The 22,915-nt window shown below is 71.9% G+C and carries 18 protein-coding genes and 1 pseudogene; 13 read left to right on the top strand and 6 right to left on the bottom strand.

The window, feature by feature from the left end; genetic code table 11:
* Window positions 1-29: 29 nt before the first annotated feature.
* Window positions 30-1,148, bottom strand: a complete 1,119-nt coding sequence (locus ACQP1S_RS27540) for an LCP family protein (RefSeq protein ID WP_091241771.1) — start codon at window positions 1,146-1,148, stop codon at window positions 30-32.
* A gap of 130 nt (window positions 1,149-1,278) precedes the next feature.
* Here ACQP1S_RS27540 and ACQP1S_RS27535 point away from each other — a divergent pair, with 130 nt between their 5' ends.
* Together ACQP1S_RS27535 and guaA are read left to right on the top strand one after the other, a co-directional pair.
* The gene (locus ACQP1S_RS27535) at window positions 1,279-2,988 is read left to right on the top strand and encodes an FAD-dependent oxidoreductase (RefSeq protein ID WP_432900572.1); all 1,710 of its coding nucleotides are present in this window, start codon (window positions 1,279-1,281) and stop codon (window positions 2,986-2,988) included.
* Window positions 2,989-3,056: 68 nt separating this feature from the next.
* Entirely contained in the window at window positions 3,057-4,613 is a 1,557-nt protein-coding gene (gene guaA, locus ACQP1S_RS27530) for a glutamine-hydrolyzing GMP synthase (RefSeq protein ID WP_432900570.1), read from the top strand.
* Between the two features lie 7 nt (window positions 4,614-4,620).
* On the opposite strand, the gene ACQP1S_RS27525 is transcribed toward guaA, so the two are convergent.
* The gene (locus ACQP1S_RS27525) at window positions 4,621-4,998 is read right to left on the bottom strand and encodes a PspC domain-containing protein (RefSeq protein WP_432900568.1); all 378 of its coding nucleotides are present in this window, start codon (window positions 4,996-4,998) and stop codon (window positions 4,621-4,623) included.
* A 144-nt stretch (window positions 4,999-5,142) separates the two neighbouring features.
* Between ACQP1S_RS27525 and ACQP1S_RS27520 the strand changes: the two genes are divergently transcribed.
* The 3 genes from ACQP1S_RS27520 (at window position 5,143) to ACQP1S_RS27510 (ending at window position 8,488) form a co-directional block, all read left to right on the top strand.
* Window positions 5,143-6,093: an NUDIX hydrolase gene (locus tag ACQP1S_RS27520; protein WP_363665627.1), complete on the top strand. Its 951-nt coding sequence runs from the start codon at window positions 5,143-5,145 to the stop codon at window positions 6,091-6,093.
* Window positions 6,094-6,227: 134 nt separating this feature from the next.
* Window positions 6,228-7,211, top strand: coding sequence for an NUDIX domain-containing protein (locus ACQP1S_RS27515; protein WP_432900566.1), 984 nt, complete (start codon window positions 6,228-6,230; stop codon window positions 7,209-7,211).
* 347 nt (window positions 7,212-7,558) lie between these two features.
* On the top strand, window positions 7,559-8,488 hold the full coding sequence (locus ACQP1S_RS27510) for a CDP-alcohol phosphatidyltransferase family protein (RefSeq protein WP_091241755.1): 930 nt from the start codon (window positions 7,559-7,561) through the stop codon (window positions 8,486-8,488).
* Between the two features lie 63 nt (window positions 8,489-8,551).
* On the opposite strand, the gene ACQP1S_RS27505 is transcribed toward ACQP1S_RS27510, so the two are convergent.
* From ACQP1S_RS27505 to ACQP1S_RS27495, 3 genes and pseudogenes are all read right to left on the bottom strand, one after another.
* A complete protein-coding gene (locus tag ACQP1S_RS27505) occupies window positions 8,552-9,799 on the bottom strand; it encodes a phosphatidylserine decarboxylase (protein WP_432900564.1) in 1,248 nt (415 codons plus the stop codon).
* A 470-nt stretch (window positions 9,800-10,269) separates the two neighbouring features.
* Window positions 10,270-10,512 (bottom strand): annotated as a pseudogene (locus ACQP1S_RS27500) (hypothetical protein); the annotation flags it as partial.
* A complete protein-coding gene (locus tag ACQP1S_RS27495) occupies window positions 10,509-12,116 on the bottom strand; it encodes a PspC domain-containing protein (protein WP_432900562.1) in 1,608 nt (535 codons plus the stop codon). The pseudogene ACQP1S_RS27500 and the gene ACQP1S_RS27495, both read right to left, overlap by 4 nt.
* 168 nt (window positions 12,117-12,284) lie before the next feature.
* Here ACQP1S_RS27495 and ACQP1S_RS27490 point away from each other — a divergent pair, with 168 nt between their 5' ends.
* The 8 genes from ACQP1S_RS27490 to ACQP1S_RS27455 all read left to right on the top strand — a co-directional run bounded on the left by ACQP1S_RS27490 (window position 12,285) and on the right by ACQP1S_RS27455 (window position 22,170).
* On the top strand, window positions 12,285-13,550 hold the full coding sequence (locus ACQP1S_RS27490; RefSeq protein ID WP_091241746.1) for an ATP-binding protein: 1,266 nt from the start codon (window positions 12,285-12,287) through the stop codon (window positions 13,548-13,550).
* A 1-nt stretch (window position 13,551) separates the two neighbouring features.
* Window positions 13,552-14,238 (top strand): response regulator, encoded by a 687-nt coding sequence (locus ACQP1S_RS27485; RefSeq protein WP_091241742.1) that lies wholly within the window; start codon window positions 13,552-13,554, stop codon window positions 14,236-14,238.
* A 169-nt stretch (window positions 14,239-14,407) separates the two neighbouring features.
* Entirely contained in the window at window positions 14,408-15,604 is a 1,197-nt protein-coding gene (locus ACQP1S_RS27480; RefSeq protein ID WP_432900560.1) for a thioester domain-containing protein, read from the top strand.
* Between the two features lie 735 nt (window positions 15,605-16,339).
* Window positions 16,340-17,983: a peptide ABC transporter substrate-binding protein gene (locus tag ACQP1S_RS27475; RefSeq protein ID WP_432900558.1), complete on the top strand. Its 1,644-nt coding sequence runs from the start codon at window positions 16,340-16,342 to the stop codon at window positions 17,981-17,983.
* Between the two features lie 152 nt (window positions 17,984-18,135).
* The gene (locus tag ACQP1S_RS27470) at window positions 18,136-19,062 is read left to right on the top strand and encodes an ABC transporter permease (RefSeq protein ID WP_091241731.1); all 927 of its coding nucleotides are present in this window, start codon (window positions 18,136-18,138) and stop codon (window positions 19,060-19,062) included.
* A gap of 75 nt (window positions 19,063-19,137) precedes the next feature.
* Window positions 19,138-20,109, top strand: coding sequence for an ABC transporter permease (locus ACQP1S_RS27465; RefSeq protein ID WP_432900555.1), 972 nt, complete (start codon window positions 19,138-19,140; stop codon window positions 20,107-20,109).
* Between the two features lie 26 nt (window positions 20,110-20,135).
* Window positions 20,136-21,164 carry an ABC transporter ATP-binding protein gene (locus ACQP1S_RS27460; protein ID WP_091241723.1) on the top strand — a complete coding sequence of 343 codons (1,029 nt, stop codon included), beginning with the start codon at window positions 20,136-20,138 and terminating at the stop codon, window positions 21,162-21,164.
* Window positions 21,157-22,170 carry an ABC transporter ATP-binding protein gene (locus tag ACQP1S_RS27455; protein ID WP_091241720.1) on the top strand — a complete coding sequence of 338 codons (1,014 nt, stop codon included), beginning with the start codon at window positions 21,157-21,159 and terminating at the stop codon, window positions 22,168-22,170. The genes ACQP1S_RS27460 and ACQP1S_RS27455 overlap by 8 nt, the downstream gene beginning before the upstream one ends.
* A 133-nt stretch (window positions 22,171-22,303) precedes the next feature.
* Here the strand turns inward: ACQP1S_RS27455 and ACQP1S_RS27450 are convergent, their stop codons facing one another.
* Window positions 22,304-22,672: a chorismate mutase gene (locus tag ACQP1S_RS27450; RefSeq protein ID WP_091241716.1), complete on the bottom strand. Its 369-nt coding sequence runs from the start codon at window positions 22,670-22,672 to the stop codon at window positions 22,304-22,306.
* Between the last annotated feature and the right edge of the window lie 243 nt (window positions 22,673-22,915).

Raw genomic sequence — 22,915 nt, 5'->3', positions numbered from 1 at the left:
TCGGATGCCGTCGGGCGGGGCTGCGCCGTTCAGTTCTTCACCCGCAGCTCGGGGTGGGCGTCCAGATAGGTCTCGGCCTTGCCGGCCTTGAGTGCGGGCAGAAAGCCCTTGCCGACCGGGGTGAGCTGCTCACCCCGGTAGCTGCTGCCTTTGCCCACCCCGTCGCCGGGCAGGCCGACCAGGGTGATCCGGTCGGCGCTCATGCCACCCAGGGCGTACGCCAGGTCGACGATGCGCGGCCCGCCCGCATAGACCAGGGTGTCGCCGAGCGCGGCCACCACCTGCTCCACCCGGTCCGGTTCACGGGCCAGGTTCTCGCCGAGGATCTTGGCGGCCAACGCCCGGAGGAGCTGCTGCTGGTGCCGCTGCCGGGCGTAGTCACCGCCGGTGATGTAGCGCTGCCGGGAGTAGTCCAGCGCCTGCCAGCCGTTGAGGTGCCGCTCGCCCTTCTCGTAGACCATCTGCGGGCCGGTGTAGCCGCCGCCACCGGGGGCCGGGTCGCGGTACTTGCCGTCCGGCCGACGGTGCAGCGAGGGGACCCGCTGGTCGACGTAGAGGTCCACCCCGCCGAGGGTGTCGACCAGCCGGTCGAAGCCGTTGAAGGTGATCACCGCACCGGCGTCGAAGCGCAGCCCGGTGTACCCGGCGACCGTGCTGCGCAGCAGCTCGTACCCCTGGGCGGCGCTGGGGTTCTTCGGCTTGCCCGGCACCCGGCTGCCGTAGCTCATCGCGTGGGTGAGCTTGGTCCGGCCGCCCTTGTACCCCGACTTCGGGAACGCCGGGATGTCGACCACCAGGTCGCGGGGGAGCGAGAAGAGGTACGCCCGGTCCAGCCCGGCCGGCACGTGCAGCACCAGCACCGAGTCGCCGTGCGGTTCCCAACCGGGCACGCTGACCCGGGTGTCCACCCCGACCAGGAGCAGGTTGAGCGGGCCGGTGATGGCCGCGCCGGGTGGCGGGGTCGGGCTGGGGGTGGGGCTCGGCGTCGGGCTGGCGGTCGTGGCGACCGGCCCGGCCGTACGCCGTGGCCCGTCGTCGCGGACCTGCCGGGTCACCACCAGGGCGACCACCGCCACCAGCACGACACCGACCAGGGTGGCCAGCACCCACACCCATCGTGGGCGTCCTGTTCCGGTTTCCTGAGTCATCGCTCGCCACCCCCGTCTGCACAACGCGTCGACCGGCCCCCTTGGTTGCGGCTGCCGATCGGCGACGGTGAGCATGATCGCGCGAAATCCCGCACTGGCGCGATGGCTACCCGCCGGTAATGATGCGTCCATGCGGTACGACGTGCTCGTCATCGGGTCCGGCTTCGGCGGTAGCGTCACCGCGCTGCGGCTGGCCGAGAAGGGCTACACCGTCGGGGTGCTGGAGGCGGGCCGGCGGTTCGCCGACGACGAGTTCCCGCAGACCTCCTGGCGGCTGCGCCGGTTCCTCTGGGCTCCCCGGCTCGGCTGTTACGGGCTGCAACGGATCACCCTGCTCCGCCCGGCCGACCGGAAGGCCGGCGGCGGTGTGCTGGTGCTCTCCGGCGCCGGGGTGGGCGGCGGCTCCCTGGTCTATGCGAACACCCTCTACGAGCCGCCGGCCGCCTTCTACGCCGACCCGCAGTGGCGCGACGTCACCGACTGGCGGGCCGAACTCGCCCCCCACTACGACCAGGCCAGCCGAATGCTCGGGGTCACCACGTACCCCCGGCACACCGGCGCGGACCGGGCGATGCGGGCGGTGGCCGAGCGGATGGGGGTGGGGCACACCTTCGGGCCCACCCCGGTGGGGGTGCATCTCGGTCGCCCCGGCCAACGGGTGGCGGACCCGTACTTCGGCGGGGCGGGGCCGGAGCGCACCGGCTGCACGCACTGCGGGTCGTGCATGACCGGCTGCCGGCACGGTGCCAAGAACACCCTGGTCAAGAACTACCTGTGGCTGGCCGAACGGCTCGGCGCGCGGGTCCACCCGCTGACCACGGTCACCGCCGTCCACCCGGCCGCCGACGGCGGCTACCGGGTGCACACCGCGCGGACCGGAGCCTGGCTGCGCCGCCGTCGCCAGGTGTTCCGGGCCGACCAGGTGGTCTTCGCGGCCGGCGCGCTCGGCACCCAGCGGCTGCTGCACGAGATGAAGCAGACCGGGGTGCTGCCCCACCTGTCGGACCGCCTCGGCGAGCTGACCCGCACCAACTCGGAGGCGATCCTCGGCGCGTCGGTCGGCCGTCGGCAGGCCCGGCAACGGGGGCTCGACTTCACCGACGGGGTGGCGATCACCAGCTCGTTCCACCCCGACCCGCAGACCCACGTCGAGCCGGTCCGCTACGGCCGGGGCGCCAACGCGATGGGGCTGCTCCAGTCGCTGCTGGTCGACGGCGGCCCGCACCGGCTCCGGCGCTGGCTGGGCGGCCTGGTCCGGCAGCCCCGGCAGGCCGTCCGGATGCTCTCGGTGCGGCACTGGTCCGAGCGGACCGTGATCGCGCTGGTGATGCAGTCGCTCGACAACTCGTTGACCACCCGCTGGCGGCGGGGGTGGCTGGGTCGGCGGCGGCTGGTCTCCGGCCCGGGGCACGGGACGCCGAACCCGACCTGGATCCCGGCCGGCAACCGGGCCGCCCGGCTGCTCGCCGAGGAGATCGACGGCACCCCGGGCGGGGCGCTGACCGAACCGTTCGACATTCCGATGACCGCGCACCTCCTCGGCGGGGCGGTGATCGGCATCAGCCCGGCCGACGGGGTGATCGACCCGTGGCACCGGGTGCACGGCCATCCGGGGCTGCACGTGGTCGACGGGGCGGCGGTCTCGGCGAACCTCGGGGTGAACCCGTCGCTGACGATCACCGCGCAGGCGGAACGGGCGATGTCGTACTGGCCGAACAAGGGCGATCCGGACCCCCGGCCGCCGCTCGGGTCGGCGTACACCCGGGTGGGTGCGGTGCCACCGCGGCACCCGGCGGTCCCGGCGGACGCCCCCGGCGCGCTGCGTCGTGGGCCGCACTGACCGGGTGCGGCACGCCCGGGGGCGGCCCGTGCCCGGGGCGGGTGTGACTGTCGGTAGGCTTTGCGCACATGAGCACGCCTCGCCCAGTCCTCGTGGTGGACTTCGGAGCCCAGTACGCCCAGCTCATCGCGCGCCGGGTGCGCGAGGCGAAGGTCTACTCGGAGATCGTCCCGCACTCCATGCCGGTCGCCGAGATGCTGGCCAAGGACCCGGCCGCGATCATCCTGTCCGGCGGCCCGTCCAGTGTCTACGCCCCGGACGCCCCGCAGATCGACGCCGGGCTGTTCGACGCGGGCGTGCCGGTCTTCGGCATCTGCTACGGCTTCCAGGCGATGGCCCAGGCGCTCGGCGGCACGGTCGCCCGGACCGGCAACCGGGAGTACGGCGGCACCCCGCTGCGTCCCCGGCTGCTCGACCCGGGTGTGCTGTTGCGTGACCTGCCGGCGGACCTGCCGGTCTGGATGAGCCACGGTGACGCGGTGACCGAGGCCCCCGCCGGGTTCACGGTGACCGCCGAGTCGGCGGGCGCGCCGGTCGCCGCCTTCGAGGACCTGGCCGGTCGCCGGGCCGGCGTGCAGTTCCACCCCGAGGTGGGGCACACCGCGCAGGGGCAGGAGATGCTCCGGCGCTTTCTCTACGACATCGCCGGCATCGCGCCCACCTGGACGCCGCAGAACATCATCGACGAGCAGGTGGCCCGGATCCGGGCCCAGGTCGGCGAGAAGGAGGTCATCTGCGGCCTGTCCGGCGGGGTGGACTCGGCGGTCGCCGCCGCGCTGGTCCACGAGGCGGTGGGGGACCAGCTCACCTGCGTCTTCGTCGACCACGGCCTGCTGCGTGCCGGTGAGGCCGAGCAGGTCGAGAAGGACTACGTGGCGGCCACCGGCATCAAGCTGAAGGTGGTCGACGCCCAGGAGCGGTTCCTCGGCGCGCTGGCCGGGGTGACCGACCCGGAGCAGAAGCGGAAGATCATCGGCCGCGAGTTCATCCGGGTCTTCGAGGCCGCCGCCCGGGAGATCGCCGCCCACGGTGACGTCGAGTTCCTGGTGCAGGGCACCCTCTACCCGGACGTGGTCGAGTCGGGCGGCGGCACCGGCACCGCCAACATCAAGAGCCACCACAACGTCGGCGGCCTGCCCGACGATCTGAAGTTCGCCCTGGTCGAGCCGCTGCGCACGCTGTTCAAGGACGAGGTCCGGGCGCTCGGGCTCCAGTTGGGCCTGCCCGAGGCGATGGTGTGGCGGCACCCGTTCCCGGGGCCTGGCCTGGCCATCCGGATCATCGGCGCGGTCGACCGGGAACGGTTGGCGCTGCTGCGCCAGGCCGACCTGATCGCCCGGGAGGAGCTGACGGCGGCCGGCCTGGACCGGGGCGTCTGGCAGTTCCCGGTGGTGCTCCTGGCCGACGTGCGCAGCGTCGGCGTGCAGGGTGACGGGCGCAGCTACGGGCATCCCGTGGTGCTGCGCCCGGTCTCCAGCGAGGACGCGATGACCGCCGACTGGTCCCGGCTGCCCTACGAGGTGGTGGCCCGGATCTCCACCCGGATCACCAACGAGGTCGCCGAGGTCAACCGGGTGGTCCTGGACGTGACCAGCAAGCCGCCGGGCACCATCGAGTGGGAGTGAGCGGGGCTCAGCCGGCCGTCGGCGGCGTCGTCGGCGGCTGAGGCTCCGGTCGGGGCTGCGCCACCGGCACGCCCGGCTGCGGCGGGGTCGCCGGCTCCGTCGGGTGCGGCCAGGCCGGTGGTTGCGGCCGGGCGGCCGGGTCCGTCGGGTGCGGCCAGGCCGGTGCGCCGGCCGGCTCCTCCGGCATCAGGAACCACATGATCGGGTACGCCAGCGCGGCCAGGCCGCCGGTGACCAGGGTCGCCACCGCGAACAACACCCGGACCAGGGTGGGGTCGACGGCGAAGTAGCGGCCGAGGCCGCTGGCGACGCCGGCCACCATCCGGTCGGTGGTCGGCCGGCGGAGTTGCTTGTACGGGGCGTGGGGGGTGCTCGTCGAGGTCATGTCTCCACGGTCCGCGCGGACCGCCCCGACTGCCTCGGTGACTGCCCCGATCCCTACCCTGATCGATCCCCGAGAGGCCAGCTCTGAGTCAGGAATCCGACTCTTTTCCGCGCTGGTAACGCGATCCGGGGAGAATTTAGCTCCGTGACCACCTTGCTGGAGCCGCTCCGCAGGATCGCGGCATATGCAGTCTGTGCAGATTCAGTCGGCCGAGTGTTACTGGTCCGCGCATCGGAGCGCTCCGGCACCCCCGGCGTATGGTCCCTGCCCGGTGGGGCGGTCGACCACGGCGAGGACCCGAACCACACCGTCGTCCGGGAGACCGCCGCCGAGACGGGGCTCTCGGTCGCCGTCGCCGGCCTGGCGGACGTCCTGGCCGACATGCGCGCCCTGCCCGAGCGACGCATCACCATCCACACCGACCGCCTGATCTACCAGGTGGCAGTGCGCGGCGGCACCCTCACCGACCGGGTCGACCGCTCCACCGACCTGGCCCGCTGGCACACCCTCGACGAGGCGCGGGAGCTGCCGCTGCGGGCCTTCACCGCCCGTGCCCTGGGGCTGCCGGCCTCCTCCGCCGACGTGGTCCCCGACGAGGCCCCCGAGTTCCCCTCCTTCTACGCCGTGCCCGGCCCCGACGGGCTGCACCGGGCACAGCGCTTCGCCGCGTACGCGGTGGCCACCGACCCGGCGGGCCGGGTGCTGCTCACCCGGGTCTCCGACGGCTACCCGGGCGCGGGCTGCTGGCACCTGCCGGGCGGCGGCACCGACTACGGCGAGCAGCCGGGCGCGGCGCTGATCCGGGAGCTGGTCGAGGAGACCGGGCAGACGGGTCGTCTCGTCGAGTTGCTCGGGGTGGCCAGTCACCGGGACGCCGCCTCACTCGGCCCCGAGGGTTACCCGATCGACTGGCACGGTGTCCGGGCCTTCTACCGGGTGATGGTCGACCAGCCCGCCCCGCCCACCGTCACCGACGTGGGCGGCTCCACCTGTGAGGCCCGCTGGTTCGCCCGCGAGGAGCTGGGCGCCCTGCCCACCGACCGGCTCACCGAGGTCACCGCCGAGGCGGTCCAGGCCGCCCGGCTCACCGCCTGACAGTCGCCCCTGGACTGCCGCCGGTTCCGTGACCGCCGCCGGCAGACGAGAGCCGGTGCGACGGCACCCGCCCCGCTCGGGCGGCCGCTAGCCTCATGATCGACGGGGCGGATCGCGGGGCGGGAGGGTGCGACGTGCAGGAGCGACGACGGATCGCGGCGTACGGCTGGTGTGCGGACGACGCCGGTCGGGTGCTGCTGGCACGCGGGGCGGCGTCCGGCCCGGTGCCGGGGCCCTGGCGACTGCCCGGTGGGAGCGTGCCGCACGCCGAGCATCCGGCCGACACCGTGGTCCGGGAGTTCGGTGACGAGACCGGGCTGGCCGTCGCGGTCGCCGGGTTGCGCGCCGCCGTCGCCGATCTGTCCGCCCTCCGCCTCGGGGCGACCGAGGTGTCGGTGCACACCGACCGATTGGTGTTCAACGTCACGATCCGGGACGCTCAGCCCGGGCCCGCCGGTGACCTCGCGCAGCGGACGCCCCGTCGGGAGGTCGCCGACGGCCCCGACGAGCTGGCCTGGTGCACCCCGCAGGAGGCGGCGGCGCTGCCGCTGATGCCGTTCACCGCCGCACTGCTCGGCCTGCCCACCCCATCGCCACCCACCGGCCTGCCCGCCGAGCCGGAGCCGGCCGGGTCGACGTCGTCGGTGGCGGAGCCGCCGGTCGGGTCGGAGGCCACCGGCGACCGGCGGCAGCGGTTCTCCGCGTACGGCCTGGTCACCGACCCCGACGAACGGGTGCTGCTCACGATGATCGCGCCCGGCTATCCGGGTGCCGGCCTGTGGCACCTGCCGGGCGGCGGCACCGATCACGGTGAGCAGCCGGTTGACGGTCTGTTACGGGAACTGGTGGAGGAGTCGGGTCAGCGGGGTCGGGTCGATCGCCTGATCTTGGCCGATAATCTGCATAATCCGGCCGCGCTCGGCCCCGAGGGACGGCCGCTGGACTGGCACGGAGTGCGGGTGATCTATCGGGTGCTGGTCGACGAGCCGACCGAGCCGGTGGTCACCGAGCAGGCCGGTGGATCGACGCAGAGCGCCGCCTGGTTCACGTATTCCCAGCTCGGCGGCCTTTTGATGACCGATGTCGCGGTGCTGGCAACCGGACGGTCGGTCGGATGACGGTCGCTCGACGAGCCGACCGTGGGGCGCTCCGGTAAAGTCGGCCCTGCGGTTGGCGAAGAAAACGGGCGATGAAGCCCGAGATGGGAATAAGAAAGCGGTTTGCGCGGTTAAGGGTAGTTACAAGTACCGCCGGCAGCTATCGCCAATCACCAGGCCCCTGTGCAATGGTGTACTCCGCTTGAACGGCTGCCGGGCCAAGAGCGGTCCGGCACGAGACAGCCGGACACCCGCCCGCACGGGCGGCCAGCCGATCCGGTGATGGAGGAAACGTGCCGAGAGCCCCATGGCGCCGGCGTCGTACGACTGACAGTCCGCGCCCCGCAGGGCGTCGCTGGGCGGGCCGGTTGCGCCGCAGCAGCACGTTCGCCCGCCAGGTGCTGCTGGTCCGGGTGGGTCGCCGCGACGGTGACCAGCTCAACGGCACCGACCTGGTCCTTCCCGAGCACCGCGTCGACCGGCAGCGCCGCCGTTACGGTTTCGACCGTCGGGGGGTCACCCTCGGCCGCGCCGAGATCGAGGCGGTCGTGCCGGTCAGCCCGGCGCTGGGCCCCACCGCCCCGGTCGACGAGTCGCCGGCGATGGCGATCCCGCTGCTCCCCGGTGCGCGTACCCCCGCCCGGCGGATGAAGTTCGCGCTGGTCAACGCCTGCACCCTGGCCAGCCTGGTGCTCGGCATCAACGCCATCTTCGTCGCCATGCACGGCCAGCCCCGGCTCGCGGCACTCCTCCTGATCGCCTGCGTCGTCTTCGACGGCCTGGACGGCGCGCTCGCCCGCAAGTTCGGTGTGGCCAGCCCGTTCGGCGCCCAGATGGACTCGCTGGCCGACATGTGCTCCTTCGGACTCGCCGCCCCGGTGGTGGTCTACGCCTCGCTCGCCGGGTCGGCCCCCACCGCCGCAGCCGCGGTCGCGGCGGCCCTCGTCGCGTCCTGCGCCGCGATCCGGCTCGCCCGGTTCAATGTCTCGCCCAAGGACGGCCGGTTCTTCTGCGGCGTACCCACGACCATGGCGGCGGCGGTGCTCGCGCTCACCGTGGCCATCGGGCTGCCGCTGCCGGCGACCGTGCAGATCGGCGGGGTGGCGCTGCTGGCCTTCGCGATGGTCTCCAGCTTCCCGTACGCCAAGCTGGCCCGGCTGGTCAAGCTGCCGCCGTGGCTCTGGCTGGCCCCGGTCGTCGGCGCGCTGGTCGACATCCGGCTCACCTTCGCCCTCGTGGTGGTGGCCTACCTGGTCAGCGGGCCGCTGCTCTGGCTGCACCAGCGCCGCACCGCCTGACCCGTCCCCGCTACGCAACAGGGGCGCCGCGACCGCGGCGCCCCTGTTCGCGTCGGCGTCGACTCAGCTCCAGCGGGCGATGACCGAGGAACCGCCGACCACCTTGTCACCGGGGCCGACCAGTGGCACGGCGGCGTCGGCCGGCAGGTAGACGTCGGTACGGGAGCCGAACCGGATCAGCCCGAACCGCTCGCCCCGGGCCAGCAGCGCCCCCACCGGCGCCCGCTGGACGATCCGTCGGGCGATCAGCCCGGTCCGCTGGGCCACCACCACCGTGCCGTGAGCGGTGTCCAGCACCGTGTAGGCCGCGACGTTGTGCTCCGCGTCCGGCTTCATCGCGTTGACGAAGCCGCCGTCGGCGACGAAGTAGTCCACCACCTTGCCGGCCACCGGCGCGCGGTTGACGTGCACGTCCAGCACCGACAGGAAGACCGCGATCCGCAGCCACTCACCGTCGCCGAACCGCTCGTCGTGCAGCCGCTGCACCGAGAGCACCTGACCGTCCGCGGCGGCGACCACCGCCGAGGGGTCCTCCGGCACGTCCCGCTGCGGGTCCCGGAAGAACGCGGCCACCGGGACGGCGGCGAGCGCCGGCACCAGCCACAACTTCGACTTCGGCCGGACGACCCGGGCGACGGCGGCCAGGCCGAGCGCGATGCCGGCTGCCGCGACCCCGTTCGAGTCGATGTGCATGCCCCGGGTCAGCGGCACGCTCGACGGCCGGTACGCCGGGGCGAGCTGGTCGGCCGACGCGGCGCTGGCCGGGGTGAACCGCAGGTGGTGCACCCGGACCGGCGGGGAGTTACGCAGCACCAGGTCGGTGCGGACGCCGTGCAGCACGCCGTGCCGGTCCAGCTCGGCGGCCGCCCCGTCGGTGCGGAACACCGGTGCGGCGACGCTCAGCACCGCGCCGTCGGTGAGGTACTTGGTGAGACCGTCGACGGCGTCGCGGGTCTCCTCGTCGGTGCCGGTGAACGGCTCGGCGGCGATGACCAGCTCGGCAGCGTCCGCCTCGGCGAGGGAGTCGACCACCCGGACCCGGTCGGCGACCCAGCGGCCCTGGGCCGTCACGTGTTCGCGCAGCGTGGCGGCGTCGGTCGTCGCGGCCGGCACGACGGTCAACGTGTCGCCCGGCAGCAGCGCGTCGATCGCCGCGGCGAGGACCGCGGCCTCGGGGGCGGCACCCACCAGCAGGGCGGCCTTCGGGTCGTTGCGCCGGGCGAGTTCGGCGACGAGGGTACGGGCGGCACGCTCGCCGATGCGGACCGGACCGGGCGGACCGGAGGGGCGCACGGCGGGGGACTGGGTCATGTCGGGCGGGCTCCTGACGGGGTAGAGACGGACGTCGCGGCGGGACCGCCTCGGACGCCCGGACGAGGCGCATCCGGGCCGGTGCCGGGGCACCTGTGCGCGGGCACCGGCGGAGCCCGACGACGTGGCGCGGCGGGCGGAGGCGGGATCTCCCCGGCCAGCATACGAGCCGTCGGACGCCGCCCGCACCGGTGCGGTCAGCTGGATGCCCCCGGAGGGGTGCCCGGTGGGCCGGTGACCGGGGGCACCACCAGCTCGTCCGTCGGCCGCAACTGCGTACCCTCGTCGTCCGGCCGGTCCGGCTCGCCTCGCTGGTCCCACCCGTGCTGCTGGCCGGGCTCGCGTGCCGGATCGCCGAGGTGCAGTTCGGCGGTGTCCCGCCAGTCGGCCCGCTCGTCGTCCCCACCCGGCGGTCCGCTCACCGGTCCGCTCACCGAGCCGGTCGGGGGTCCGCTCACGGGTCCGCCCACCGGGCCGGTTGGCGCGAGGGCCGCCTCACCGCCGGCGGCGGGTGCCGGTCGGTCCGGGGTACGGGCCGACCGCACCGCACCGACCAGGCCGAGCACTCCGATGAGCACCAGCGCGCCGGCCAGGAACCAGCCCACCGCGGGTAGGGCCAACCCGAGGATCTGGGCGAGCAGCCACCAGAGGGAGAGCCCGACGAAGAGCAGTCCACAGACGAACGACACCAGATCGGTGCGATGGCCCTTCACCGGATCACCTCCAGATTGCCCGCGTTGACGTGGACGGTGAGCCGCAGCGTGCCGCCGCCGGCCCCGTCCAGGCCCGGATCGGTGACCTGGCGTCCCTGCCCCTCCATCCCGGAGGTACGCCGCCCGAACACGGTGGCCTCCCCGGCCTTGACGTTGGTCACCGCCGTGACGTCCACGTTCGGCGGCACCACGATGGTGGCCTCCCCGAAGTTGACCACCACGGTGAGGTCGGTGTCCCGCTTGTCGAAGTCCACCGCGCGCAGGTCCAGGGTCGCGTCACCGAAGCTGTTCTCGTAGCGGTCGGCGAGGTCCTGGTAACTGGTCGGCGCCCAGGTGACCGCCCCGTCGACGCCCCGGACCCGGTCGTAGGACTCGGCGACCGTGGCGACACCGAGGGCGGCGGCGGCGACCAGACCGAGGGCGATCAGCCAGCGGGCCCGACCGAACCAGGTGCCCACCAGCAGCCCGAGCCCGATGGTGGCGAGCACCGCCGCGAAGTAGCCGGCGGCGCTGATCGGGAAGACGTCCAGCAGGTCCAGGATGGCGACCACGCCGAGAGCCAGGAAGATCAGCGAGAAGGTCGCGGCACCCAGCGCCGACCGCTCCTTCGGCTTCTTCGGCGGCTTGACCCGGGGCGCGGGCGGCACCGGCGGGGGATTTCCCCCGGCGTACGGGCCGTGCGGGGCGAACGGCGGCCGGTAGCCCGTACCAGGCGGTGGTGGGACGGTGACCGGTGCGGCGGTGGGCCCACCGGTCACCGGTGGGCGGGGCGGCCAGTTCGGTGCGTCCGCCCGGGTCGTCGTGAGTGTCATCGGCGCGGCCGGCGGCCAGGCCGGTAGCGGGGCGGTGCTGGTCTGCGCCGGCCAGCCCACCGGTTCGCCGGTGCGGGCCGGCGGCCACCCCGTGGGCAGTCCGCCACGACCCGGCGGGAACGGGAGCACCGGTGCGGCAGTTGCCGCCGGGGTGAACGGGGCCGGCGCCGGGTAGCCCACCGGGGGCACCAGCCCGGGTGGGGTGGCCGGACCGGGCGTCGGACCGGCGGCCGGGGCACCCGACCGGCCATCCCGGTTGAGCAGCAGCGCGCCGCCGATGAGGATCGCCGCGCCCAGCAGCACCGCCCGGAACGCATCGGTGACGATGTACCCGAAGCCGACCGCGACCGTGATGGTCAGCACGATCACGGTGATCGGGGACATGCTCGACCGGCCCCGCCCGAGCATCGACTCCAGCGGTGAGGCGCTGTCACCCTCGCCCGGGATGATCAGCCAGGCGGCCACGTAGACCAGGATGCCGACCCCGCCGAAGAACCCGAGCACGGCGAGCAGCACCCGCCACAGCACCGGGTCGGTGTTGGTGGCCCGGCCGATGGCCGCGCAGACTCCGGCCAGGTAACGGCCGTCGCGGGGCCGGACCAGGCCGTACCGTGAGGTGAAGCTGGCACCTCCGGACGGCGGTGGGTATCCCCCGGGTGGTCTCGGCGCGTCGTCGCCCCCCGTGGGCGACGTGGGCGCCGTCGGGGGCGGCCCGGCGGCGGAGCCGGGCGGCGGCATACCACCCGGTGCGGCCACCGGAGGGTACGGCGGCGGGGCGGGGTCCTCGGTCATGACTCGATCCTGCGGCGTCGCCGGGCCGAGTTACCTCCGGAACCGACCCTGACCCCACCCTGAGATCCCGGCGGGCGGATGTCCGGGGCGTCCCCGTGGTCGGCGCCGTCCCCCACGTGTGACGATCGGAGCGGCACCGTACGCCATGGTGCCCATCCGCCACCCATCGTGACCAGGGAGTCTCCGATCAGCGTCGTGACCCCGCCGCCGCGTCTCTACCGGGCGCCCGAGCACCGGCTGGCCGCCGGTGTGGCCGCCGGCATCGCCGACCACCTCGGCATCTCGGTGCTGCGGGTACGCGTCGCCTTCATGGTGCTGCTCGGGCTCAGCGGACTGGGACTGCTGCTCTATGCGGCGTTCTGGGCGGTGGTGCCGCTGCGGCCGGGTGACACCGCCACGCCGCCCCGGCGCGACCCCGGGCAGTTGCTGCCGTTCGTGGCGATCGGCCTCGGGGTGTTGCTGGTCCAGGTGCTGGTCTTCGACTCGGTCGGCGCGGCGGGCACCGCCGGCTGGCTGGTGGCGATCATCGCGGTCGGCGCCGGGGTGATCTGGCACCAGTCCGCGCCGGAGCGCCGCCGCCAGTGGAGCGGGTCGATGCCGGTGCCGTGGCTCGGCGCGGTGGTGGAGGAGAGCGACCGGCGGGCCTTCGTGCTCCGCTTCGCCGGTGGCGCGGTGCTGGTCGCCGTCGGCATCATCGGCGTGGCGGCGGTCTACTCCCCGGTGCAGAACCTCGACGCGGTGGTCAACGGGGTGATCTTCGCGCTGGTCGGGCTGGTCGGCGTCGGGGTGGTGGCCGCACCGGTGCTGTGGCGCACGTGGAACCAGCTCCGCTCGGAACGGGAGGGGCGCATCCGCGAGCAGGAACGCGCCGAGTTGGCCGCCATGGTGCACGACCAGGTGCTGCACACCCTCGCCCTGATCCAGCGCAACGCCAGCGACGTCAAGACGGTGCAGCGCCTGGCCCGGGGTCAGGAACGGTCGTTGCGCAACTGGCTCTACAAGCCGACCGCGTCACCGACCGAGCGGTTCGCGGCGGCCCTGGAACAGGCCGCCGCCGAGGTGGAAGACACCTTCGCGATCACCGTCGAGGCGGTGGTGGTGGGCGACCGGGAGACCGACGAACGGGTCGGCGCGCTGGTGGCGGCGGCCCGGGAGGCGTTGGTCAACGCCGCCCGCCACGCCGGGGTGCAGACGGTGTCGCTCTATGCCGAGGTCGAGCCGGAGCAGGTGAGCGTCTTCGTCCGGGACCGGGGAAAGGGCTTCGACCCGGATACCGTGGAGGATCACCGGCACGGCGTCCGAGGGTCGATCATCGGACGGATGAAGCGGCACGGTGGCCGGGCGGAGATCCGTTCCGAGCCCGGAGAGGGGACGGAGGTCCGGTTGATGCTGCCGATCACCGGCACCGGCTCCACGGCGGAAAGGGACAGCTGAGATGGCGGAGCAGTCGATGGAACCGGGTTCGGACGCCCCGGCACGGGTGGAGCGGTTGCGGGTCTTCCTCGTCGACGACCACGCCATGTTCCGGGCCGGGGTGCGGGCCGAGTTGGGCGCGCACGTCGAGGTGGTGGGGGAGGCGAGCACGGTCGCCGAGGCGGTCGCCCGGATCGCCGCGACCGGGCCGGACGTGGTGCTGCTGGACGTGCACATGCCCGATGGTGGTGGACGGGCGGTGCTGGACGCGATGCGCCGCAGCCACCCGCAGGTGAAGTTCCTGGCGCTGAGCGTGTCCGATGCCGCCGAGGACGTGATCGGGCTGATCCGGGCGGGTGCCCGGGGCTACGTGACCAAGACCATCTCGCCGGACGAGTTGACCGACGCGATCCGCCGGGTGGCCGACGGTGACGCCGTGTTCAGCCCTCGGCTGGCCGGCTTCGTGCTGGACGCCTTCGCGGCCCGGCCGGACGCCCCGGTCGCCGACCCCGAGCTGGACCAGCTCACCAACCGCGAGCGCGAGGTGCTGCGCCTGCTCGCCCGCGGGTACGCGTACAAGGAGATCGCCAAGGAGCTGTTCATCTCGATCAAGACGGTCGAGACGCACGTGTCGAACGTGCTGCGCAAGCTCCAGATGTCCAACCGGTACGAGCTGTCCCGCTGGGCGGCGGACCGACGACTCGTCTGACACCCCTCATTCCGGGAGCATCGCCCCAGGGGCTGACAAGAGATCAATTCGTGTCGCATAATGCCCCGTCGCCTTCGCGCGTGCGGGTGGTGTCACGACCCCGCGGGACGGCGACGCATGCAGGCCCGCCGGGAGCGGGCCCACCCCTGGGGAGAGGTGCACGGAACTGATGTTCGGAAAACGAGGACGACGCTGGGCGGGGCTCGCCGCGGCGCTCGTCACCGGTGGCGCGCTGGTGCTCGCCGCAGCCGGGCCGGCCGCCGCGGAACCGGCCACGAAGGGTGTGGCCCGCGCGGTGCCGGGCACCGCCGTCACGTTGAAGCTCAACGGCCGGGCGCAGAAGACCTCGGCGTTGGCCCTGGAGCTGAAGGACGGCACCGTGCCGGTCTTCTGCATCGACTTCCACACCCCGGTGGCCCGCGACGGCGAGTACGCCGAGGGCACCTGGAGCCAGTCGGAGGTGAAGAACCTCGGCCGGGTGCAGTGGGTGCTCACCCACGGCTACCCCAACGCCGACCGGACGAAGCTGCTCGCCGCTGCCGGGGCCACCCTGCCCGGCGGGCTGCCGGACTCCCGGCGTGACGCGCTGCTCTACTTCGGCACCCAGACCGCCGTCTGGCACTTCAGCGACGGCATCAGCCTGGGCGACTGGGAGCGCGGGCTGACCGCCGCCGCCGAGTACGACGTGATCCGGCGGGTCCACGACTACCTGGTGCGCAACGCCACCGACCAGCCGGAGCCGAAGGCGGAGCTGAGCCTCGACCCGGCGTCGGCCACCGCGACCACCGGTGGTCGGGCCGGGCCGTTCACCGTGCACGGGCCGGCCGGGGAGATCACGCTGAAGGTCGAGGGCGCGACCGCGGTCGACGCCGAGGGCCGTCCGGTCGGCACCACCACCAACGGCGGCCGGTTCTGGCTGACCGCCACCGCCGCCGGCCGGGTGACCGTGACCGTCGCCGCCCCGGACTCGGTCTCGTTCGGGCGGGTCTTCCTCTTCTCCGGCGGCAAGAACGCCAAGCAGAAGCTGATCCTGGGTGGGAGCACCGGCACCTCGGTGACCGCCGACGCGGCGGCGAGCTTCGCGGCCGTCCCCGCCTCACCGTCGCCGTCGTCGTCCACCCCGTCCGGGTCGCCGTCGCCTTCCCCGTCGCCCTCGGCCGCGTCGCCGTCGCCGTCCGCCCCGGCCGAGTCCTCGTCGCCGCCGGCCAGCCCGGCCCCGTCGACCTCGCCGGCCAGCAGCGGCGGCGGGCTGCCGTTGACCGGTTCGCCGATCGCGATGGCCGCCCTGGCCGGGATGGCGCTGCTCGCCTTCGGTGCGGTGGCCGTGCTGGTGGTCCGTCGCCGCAAGGTCCGCTTCACCGTCTGAGGTACGGATACCTCCGGCCCCGGCACCCGATGGTGCCGGGGCCGGCCCCTTTCCGGATCGCCCGCCCGGGCCGATCGACGCCCGGTGCCGCCCGGGTGGCCCGGTGTTCCGGCCGTTGAGGGGCCGTCGGCGGGCCGGAACACCGGTCGGTGTCCGCTCGGATTCGGACATGCGAACTGGCTGTCTTCGGCCGCCTGGCTGGGACTTTGCTCCGGCTGGCGGAAGCCGACCTCATCCGGTCGGGCAGAAACGGGTGACGCACGGTGGACGTGGACGCACGTCGAGCGGGCGGCGGGAAAGCTCACACTGCTGACGCGGCGGTCACCTCCCGGTGGAGCGGACTTGCTGTCTTTCCTGCTCAGAGCGGTATGACCAGGGCATCTCATGATCTTTTCTCAAGTATCGGCAACATGGCGGGCAACTAACGGCTTGATAACGGCACCTTCACGTAATGGGCCGGTGGGTGTCACAGTGGCAGCACCTCACCCCTGACGTGAGGCACCCGTGTGTCCCGGCCGACCACGTCACCGCTGCCTCCGGCACGGATCGTGGTCGTCGAGCCTGCCCGGGAGCCGAGTGCGGGAGTGTGGTGGCCCGGCGGATCGGTACCCCTGGGGTGTCCCGATTTCTCTGCGGTAACCGGTGATCTGCAACACATGATCGCCGTGCGGTGTCACCCCCCAACGTGCGTGAAACCCACGACGGAACCAGGTTAGAAAGAGGAGGCCCCTCGGAATGAGAGTCTCGAAGCGGGCGAGCGGCGCCATCGCGATGGGTGCGGCGTTCGCGCTCATCGCGTCCGGCTGCTCCAGCGGTAACGACGACGAAGGCGGCACCAGCGCCAATAGCTCGGACGGTGCCATCGTCGTCGACGGCACCGAGCCGGAGAACCCCCTGGTTCCGGCGAACACCACCGAGACCGGTGGCGGCAAGATCATCGACTGGCTCTGGACCGGCCTGGTCGAGTACCCGAACAACGGTGGTGCGCCGCAGAACGCGCTGGCCGAGTCGATCGAGACGAGCGACTCCAAGGTCTACAAGATCAAGATCAAGCAGAACACGAAGTTCCACGACGGCACCGTCGTCAAGGCCAAGAACTTCGTGGACGCCTGGAACTGGGGCGCGTACTCGCCGAACGGCGCGCAGAACGCGAGCTTCTTCGCCGACATCGCCGGCTTCGAGGACGTCAACACCTCCGACCCGGACGGTGACGGCCCGAAGAAGGCGCCCGAGCCCAAGGCCAAGGAGCTGTCCGGCCTCAAGGTCGTCGACGACTGGAACTTCGAGGTCACGCTCGCCGCGCCGACCGCCGTGTTCCCGACCAAGCTCGGCTACAGCACCTTCATGCCGCTGCCGGACGCCTTCTTCTCGCAGGGCGCCGAGGCCTTCGGCAAGAAGCCGATCGGCAACGGCCCGGTCAGCTTCGTCTCGTGGGAGAACAACGTCGCGATCAAGCTGACGCGGTTCGACGACTACAACCTGCGCGACAAGATGAAGATCAAGGACGTCAACGTCAAGATCTACCAGGACGACACGGCGGCCTACAACGACCTGGTCTCCAACAACCTGGACTTCCAGCAGCAGGTGCCGGTCTCCTCGCTGGCCGGTGACAACTGGAAGAACGACCTGGGCGACCGGGCGATCCCGTCCACCACGCCGTCCACCGGCATCATCGCGTTCCCGATCTACGACAAGCGCTTCCAGAACCCGAAGCTGCGCAGGGCGATCTCGCTGTCGGTCAACCGGCAGGAGATCACCGACAAGATCTTCTTCGGTAACCGCAAGCCGGCCGACAGCTGGGCCAACCCGCTGACCCCGGGCGCCAAGCCGGGCAACTGCACCGCCTGCCAGTTCAAGCCGGACGAGGCCAAGCAGCTCCTGGCCGAGGCCGGTGGCTTCACCGGTCAGCTGAAGATGTACTACAACGCCGACGCCAGCCACAAGGACTGGATGGAGGCCGTCGCGGGGCAGGTCAAGAACACCCTGGGCATCGACGCGGTCGCCGTCGGTGTGCCGACCTTCGCGGTCTTCCGGCAGAACATCAACGCCCACAAGATGGACGGCGCCTACCGGGCCGGTTGGCAGCAGGACTACCCGGACGTGGAGAACTGGATCAACCCGCTCTACGTGACCGGTGGCTCCTCGAACGACGGTCTCTACAGCAACCCCGAGGTGGACGCCCTGGCCAAGCAGGCCAGCTCCGCCCCGGGCCTGGACGCCTCGCACGAGCTGTTCGCCAAGGCGGTCGAGAAGATCGACCAGGACGTTCCGACGATGCCGATCTACTTCGGTGGCCAGCAGTCCGGCCACTCGGTGAAGATCAAGAAGATGGAGCTGACCAACGTCGGCGAGCTCGACATCACCTCCGTCGAGCTCTGATCCGTTCGATCTGACCCCGGGTCGGGCTCGCCTACCGGTGAGCCCGACCCGGGGCCGTTCCGCGAGCGGGTGCACCACACCCCTCGCCACGTTCTCGCCACCCGTGTCGGCGGCACCCCGCCCGGCACGCCCCTTGTCAGGAGGACCACCCCATGGGCCGTTATCTGGTGAGACGGCTGCTCCAACTCGTACCGGTCTTCATCGGGACGACGCTGATGATCTACCTGCTGGTGTGGAAGGTCCCCGGGGACCCGTTCGCCGGCAAGTGCGGTGACCGTGGCTGCCCCGAAAACTACCGGGCCATGATGACCGAGAAGTTCCAGCTGGATCAGCCCTGGTTCGTGCAGTACGCCACCTACATGAAGAACCTCCTGCAAGGGGACTTCGGTACCACCTGGTCGGGCCGTGAGGTCGGCGACATCATCGCCACCGCCTACCCGAACACCCTCAAGCTGGCCGCGATGGCCCTGGTCATCGAGGCGGTCATCGGTCTCACCGCCGGCGTCCTCACCGGCCTGCGCCGCAACGGTTTCCTGGACAACCTGGTCCTGGTCTCCACGCTCTTCCTGATCGCGCTGCCGGTCTTCGTGGTCGGTTTCGTGCTCCAGTGGTTCTTCGGCGTCAAGTGGGGCATCGTCACGCCGACCGTCTCCAACGAGATGCGGCTCACCGAGTTGATCCTCCCCGGCTTCGTGCTGGGCAGCGCGTCGATGGCGTACATCGCCCGGGTGTCGCGGACCAGCATCGCCGAGAACCGTCGCGCCGACTACGTGCGTACCGCGATCGCCAAGGGGTTGCCGATGCGCCGGGTGGTCGGCATCCACCTGCTGCGCAACTCGCTGATCCCGGTGGTCACCCTGCTCGGCACCGACCTCGGTGCCCTGATGGGCGGCGCGATCATCACCGAGGGCATCTTCGGCATCAACGGCGTCGGCCGCACCGTGCTGCGGGCGATCGTCACCAAGGAGAGCGCTACCGTTGTCTCCATCGTCGTCGTCCTGGTGCTCGTCTACCTGCTGATGAACCTGGTGGTGGACCTGCTCTACGCCGCGCTGGACCCGAGGATCCGCTATGAGTGAGCACAGCAGCGAACGAATCGTCATTGCAGTGCGCGCGGGCAACCAGGCCGGCGCCGAGCGCAGCGAGGTGCAGGCATGAGCGACCCGAGTGCCGCTTCGATCGTGAGCACGCCCCGTCCCGAGCAGTTGACCGAGGCAAGCTCTCCGGCCACCGCCGGACCCGCCGGCAAGAAGGAGAAGCCGCGCAGCCTGCTCGGCGACGCCTGGCTCGACCTGCGGCGCAAGCCGCTGTTCTGGATCTCCGCCACGTTCATTCTGCTCTTCGTGGTGATGGCCGCCTTCCCGTCGCTGTTCACCTCCGGCGACCCGACCGCCACCTCGCTCTCCCGCAGCCGGGTCGAGCCCTCCGGCGATGCGTGGTTCGGCTACGACGTGCTCGGGCGGGACGTCTACGCCCGGACCATCTACGGCGCCCGCGCCTCGATCGTCGTGTCGTTGCTCTCCGTGATCGGCACGATGCTGATCGGCGGGACGATGGGCATCATCGCCGGCTACAAGGGTGGTTGGGTCGACGGCCTGCTCTCCCGGATCGCCGACATCTTCTTCGGCCTGCCGTTCGTGCTCGGCGCGATCGTCATCCTGACCACGTTCAACGGCGCCACCTCGAACAACACGGCGTGGCAGATCATGGGTCTGGTCATCGCGTCGCTGGTGGTGCTGAGCTGGCCGGTCGTGATGCGGCTGATGCGGTCCTCGGTGCTGGCCACCAAGGAGGCCGACTACATCGTGGCCGCCCGGGCGATGGGTGCGAGCACCACTCGGATCATCTTCAAGCACCTGCTGCCGAACTGCCTGGCGCCGCTGCTGGTCTACGGGACGATCATGATCGGTTCCTTCATCGGCGCGGAGGCCACCCTGTCCTTCCTGGGGATCGGCCTGAAGAGTCCGGTGGTCTCCTGGGGCATCATGATCAACGAGGCGCAGAACTACCTACGGCCCTCGCCGTACCTGCTCTTCTTCCCCTCCGCGTTCCTCGTCACCGCCGTGCTGAGCTTCGTCATGCTCGGCGAGGCGGTCCGCGAGGCCCTCGACCCGAAGCTCCGATAGGGGAGACTGAGTTGTCCGACATTCTCGTGTCCGAGCAGTCCGCGCCCGGTGCCGACGGATCCGGCCGCCCCTCCGGTCGGCTGCTCGAGGTCGACGACCTGCGGGTGGAGTTCCGCACCCGGGACGGCGTCGCCAAGGTCATCAACGGAGTGACATACCACGTCGACGCGGGGGAGACCCTCGCCGTGCTCGGCGAGTCCGGCTCCGGCAAGAGCGTCACCGCGCAGACCATCATGGGCATCCTGGACATGCCCCCCGGCTTCGTCACCGGGGGCCGGGTCCGCTTCCACGGCAAGGACATGCTCACCATGTCCGCCGAGGAGCGCCGCCGCATCCGTGGCGAGGGCATCGCGATGATCTTCCAGGACTCGCTCTCCGCGCTGAACCCGGTCTTCACCGTCGGGTTCCAGATCGCCGAGCAGTTCCGGATCCGGCGTGGGATGAGCCGCTCGGACGCCAAGAAGCGCGCGATCGAGATGCTCGACCAGGTCAAGATCCCGAACGCCAAGGGCCGGTTCAGCAACTACCCGCACCAGTTCTCCGGCGGCATGCGGCAGCGCGCGATGATCGCGATGTCGCTGGCGTTGGACCCCGAGGTGCTGATCGCGGACGAGCCGACCACCGCGCTGGACGTGACCGTGCAGGCCCAGATCATGGACCTGCTCGGCGAACTCCAGCGGGAGCGCCGGATGGGCATGATCCTGATCACCCACGACCTCGGCGTGGTCGCCGACGTCGCGGACCGGATCGCGGTCATGTACGCCGGCCGGATCGTCGAGGAAGCCGACGTCTACGACCTGTACGCCAAGCCGGCGCACCCGTACACCCTCGGCCTGCTCAACTCGATTCCCCGGCTGGACGAGAGAGGGCAGCAGCTCCGCACGATCAAGGGTCTCCCGCCGAACCTGATGAACATCCCCCCGGGCTGCCCGTTCAACCCGCGTTGCCCGATGGCGCAGCCGGTGTGCCGGGAGACGATCCCCCCGCTGCTGCAGATCGGCACCGGTCGGGCCAGCGCCTGCCACTTCGCCGAGGAGCTGGTGAACCGTGACTGAGCACATCATCGAAGTCCGTGACCTGGTCAAGCACTACCCGGTCACCCGGGGCGTCGTGTTCAAGAAGACCATCGGTCAGGTCAAGGCCGTCGACGGCGTCTCGTTCGACCTGAGGGCCGGCGAGACGCTCGGTGTGGTCGGCGAGTCGGGCTGCGGCAAGTCGACGCTGAGCCGGGTCCTGATGAACCTGGAGAAGCCGACCGCCGGCACCGTGCACTACAAGGGCCAGGACATCTCCAAGCTCTCCGGCGGTGCGCTGCGTCGGCTGCGCCGGCAGATCCAGCTGGTGATGCAGGACCCGTACACCTCGCTCAACCCGAGGATGACGGTCGGTGACCTGATCGGTGAGCCGTTCGAGATCCACCCGGAGGTGGCGCCGAAGGGCAGCCGCCGGGACAAGGTCAAGGAACTGCTCGACCTGGTGGGCCTCAACCCGGAGCACATCAACCGGTACCCGCACCAGTTCTCCGGCGGCCAGCGGCAGCGCATCGGCATCGCCCGGGCGCTCGCCCTGCGTCCCGAGGTGATCGTCTGTGACGAGCCGGTCTCCGCCCTGGACGTCTCGATCCAGGCGCAGGTGATGAACCTGCTGGAGAAGCTCCAGAACGAGCTGGGCCTGTCGTACGTCTTCATCGCCCACGACCTGTCGGTGGTGCGGCACCTCTCCGACCGGGTCGCGGTGATGTACCTCGGCAAGATCGTGGAGATCGGCACCGAGGACGAGATCTACGAGCGGCCGACCCACCCGTACACCCAGGCGCTGCTGTCGGCGGTGCCGGTGCCGGACCCGACGCTGCGCGACAACAAGGCGATCATCCGGCTCACCGGTGACGTGCCGTCGCCGATCAGCCCGCCGTCGGGCTGCCGGTTCCGCACCCGGTGCTGGAAGGCACAGGACGTCTGCGCCGAGCAGCCGCCGCTGCTGGAGATCCGGTCGGGCTCGGACCACCCGAGCGCCTGCCACTTCGCCGAGAAGCGGGAGATCGTCGCGACGCACGAGGCGTGAGCCACACCCGGGCCGCCTGCCACCGTCACCCGACGGCGGCAGGCGGTTCGTCGTTGCCCGGCCCGTGGTCCGTCATCTCCACGCCCGCACCCGGCGGTTCGCCCTCCTGCGGCCCGTACCGGGCGGTTCGCCGTTACAGCGGCCCGCGCCCGGCCCGCAGCAGCAGCAGCGCCAGTTGGGTGCCGTCGGCCCCCAGTTCGCTGCGGAAGCGTTCCAGGATCTCCCGCTCCCGGGAGAGCACCAGCCGGGTGCCCCCGGAAGCCATCCGGGTCACCCCGACCTCCTGCGAGAGCGCGGCGCGTTCCTGCCAGAGCGCGATCAGCGTACGGTCGATCTCGTCGATCCGTTCCCTGATCGCCACGATCCGCTCGGCCGCCGCCGTGTCACCGGTGCCGGTACGGGCGGCAGCGGCACCGGTCGGGTCGGCCGCCGTGGGATCGGCCTCGGCCGGCTCGTCGTGCCGCGCGGGGCCACCGCTGGACTCCACCACGTCAGTCATCATCGTCGTACCCCTCGGGTCTCGGGCCCGGTGTTCGGATCCCGGGACGAAAAAGCCCCGGGCTCTCCGAGCCCGGGGCTTTCGTAGGTCCTGTCGATCAGGCGCGACCCACGGCTGCCGGACTCCCGGTGCCGTAGTAAAAGTAGGACCGCCGCTCGATCACGTCGTCGAGTATGCCGACCGGAAGCCGGTCCGCGCAAGCAGTCCCTGGCCATCGGGTCGGGCGGGGCCCCTTCCGGTCGGCAC

Source organism: Micromonospora matsumotoense (assembly GCF_050951065.1).
In the GTDB taxonomy this organism is placed as follows: domain Bacteria; phylum Actinomycetota; class Actinomycetes; order Mycobacteriales; family Micromonosporaceae; genus Micromonospora; species Micromonospora matsumotoensis.
This window is presented reverse-complemented; position numbering and strand designations above follow the sequence as displayed.

Excerpts from the sequence above, each read along its gene's own strand:
- ACQP1S_RS27480 (WP_432900560.1), top strand. The coding sequence starts at position 14,408 with ATGTTCGGAAAACGAGGACGACGCTGGGCGGGGCTCGCCGCGGCGCTC.
- guaA (WP_432900570.1), top strand. The coding sequence starts at position 3,057 with ATGAGCACGCCTCGCCCAGTCCTCGTGGTGGACTTCGGAGCCCAGTAC.
- ACQP1S_RS27525 (WP_432900568.1), bottom strand. The coding sequence starts at position 4,998 with ATGACCTCGACGAGCACCCCCCACGCCCCGTACAAGCAACTCCGCCGG.
- ACQP1S_RS27475 (WP_432900558.1), top strand. The coding sequence starts at position 16,340 with ATGAGAGTCTCGAAGCGGGCGAGCGGCGCCATCGCGATGGGTGCGGCG.
- ACQP1S_RS27450 (WP_091241716.1), bottom strand. The coding sequence starts at position 22,672 with ATGATGACTGACGTGGTGGAGTCCAGCGGTGGCCCCGCGCGGCACGAC.
- ACQP1S_RS27495 (WP_432900562.1), bottom strand. The coding sequence starts at position 12,116 with ATGACCGAGGACCCCGCCCCGCCGCCGTACCCTCCGGTGGCCGCACCG.
- ACQP1S_RS27540 (WP_091241771.1), bottom strand. The coding sequence starts at position 1,148 with ATGACTCAGGAAACCGGAACAGGACGCCCACGATGGGTGTGGGTGCTG.
- ACQP1S_RS27465 (WP_432900555.1), top strand. The coding sequence starts at position 19,138 with ATGAGCGACCCGAGTGCCGCTTCGATCGTGAGCACGCCCCGTCCCGAG.
- ACQP1S_RS27485 (WP_091241742.1), top strand. The coding sequence starts at position 13,552 with ATGGCGGAGCAGTCGATGGAACCGGGTTCGGACGCCCCGGCACGGGTG.
- ACQP1S_RS27470 (WP_091241731.1), top strand. The coding sequence starts at position 18,136 with ATGGGCCGTTATCTGGTGAGACGGCTGCTCCAACTCGTACCGGTCTTC.
- ACQP1S_RS27535 (WP_432900572.1), top strand. The coding sequence starts at position 1,279 with ATGCGGTACGACGTGCTCGTCATCGGGTCCGGCTTCGGCGGTAGCGTC.
- ACQP1S_RS27505 (WP_432900564.1), bottom strand. The coding sequence starts at position 9,799 with ATGACCCAGTCCCCCGCCGTGCGCCCCTCCGGTCCGCCCGGTCCGGTC.